Annotated in this window: 1 protein-coding gene and 1 pseudogene; both read left to right on the top strand. The window is 71.2% G+C overall.

Annotation, left to right across the window (positions count from 1 at the left end; all coding sequences use genetic code 11):
- On the top strand, nt 1-606 hold a 606-nt coding region (locus N864_RS22535), incomplete at its 5' end, for a cytochrome c biogenesis ResB family protein (protein ID WP_034722852.1).
- Nucleotides 603-1,086, top strand: a pseudogene (locus N864_RS22530) (c-type cytochrome biogenesis protein CcsB); the annotation flags it as partial. The gene N864_RS22535 and the pseudogene N864_RS22530, both read left to right, overlap by 4 nt.

Below are 1,086 nucleotides of genomic sequence, written 5' to 3'. Positions count from 1 at the left end.
AACTACCGCTCCGTCGGCGTCGTCAAGGTCTCGGCCCTGCCGCCCCCGAAGCAGCTCGGCATCACCGGCTTCTTCCTGCCCACCGCGGAGCCCACCTTCCGCAACGGTCCGGCCTCGATCTTCCCGGACGCGCTCGACCCCGAGCTCGCGCTCTCGGTCTGGGAGGGCACCCTCTTCCCGGGCGGTTTGCCGCAGTCGGTCTACACGCTCAACACCGAGTCGATGAAGCAGCTGACCAAGCCGGACGGCTCGCCCGTCCTCGTACGGCTCAAGCCGGGGCAGACCTACGAGCTGCCCGGCGGCCGGGGCACGATCACCTTCGACTCCGTCAAGCGCTTCGCCGGCCTGTCGGTGCGCCAGGACCCCGGCGAGCTGATCGCCCTCGTGTCCGCGATCCTCACCACCGGCGGCCTCATCCTCGCCCTGACCATCAAGCGGCGCCGTGTCTTCGTCCGCGTCCGGCGGGCAGACGGAGCCGTTGGTGCCGACGGACAAGCGACTACCGTGGTGAGCATCGGTGGCCTCTCCAAGGACTCCGACGCCGGGCTGACCGCCATCATCCAGGCCGTGCACGACCACCTTGCAGAACGGAAACCCGCACCGTGACTCCCGAGACCCTGGCCAGCTGGGCCAACAACGCGCTCTACTCGTCGATGGTGGTCTTCACCCTCGCCATGCTCGCGTTCGTCACGCACCTGTCCGCCCGCGCCCCACGCCGGGCCGAGCAGCGCGCCGCCGCCCGCACCGACGTGCTGGTCGGGGCCGGCGCAGCCGCCGCTGTCGAGGACCTCCAACGGGAGCCGGCGCCTGACGCGGGAGCCGGCTCAGCGGCATACGGGCCCGACTCGACGCGCAGCAGGCAGTGGGGCAGCATCGGGCTGACCCTCACCTACCTCGCCACCATCCTGCTCGTCGGGTCCGTCCTCATGCACGGCATCGCCGTGGCACGGCCGCCGTGGGGCAACATGTTCGAGTTCGCCACCGCCGCCGTCGCGGCCGTCGGCGTCGCCTACTCGCTGCTCGCCCGCCGCAACCGGTGGGAGTGGCTCGGCGCGTTCATCGTCACCCCGATCCTGCTCGTGCTCG

The sequence above is a fragment of the Intrasporangium chromatireducens Q5-1 genome, assembly GCF_000576575.1.
Taxonomy (GTDB): domain Bacteria; phylum Actinomycetota; class Actinomycetes; order Actinomycetales; family Dermatophilaceae; genus Intrasporangium_A; species Intrasporangium_A chromatireducens.
Note: the sequence above shows the minus strand (reverse complement) of the source record. Positions and strands in the feature narration are given on the sequence as shown.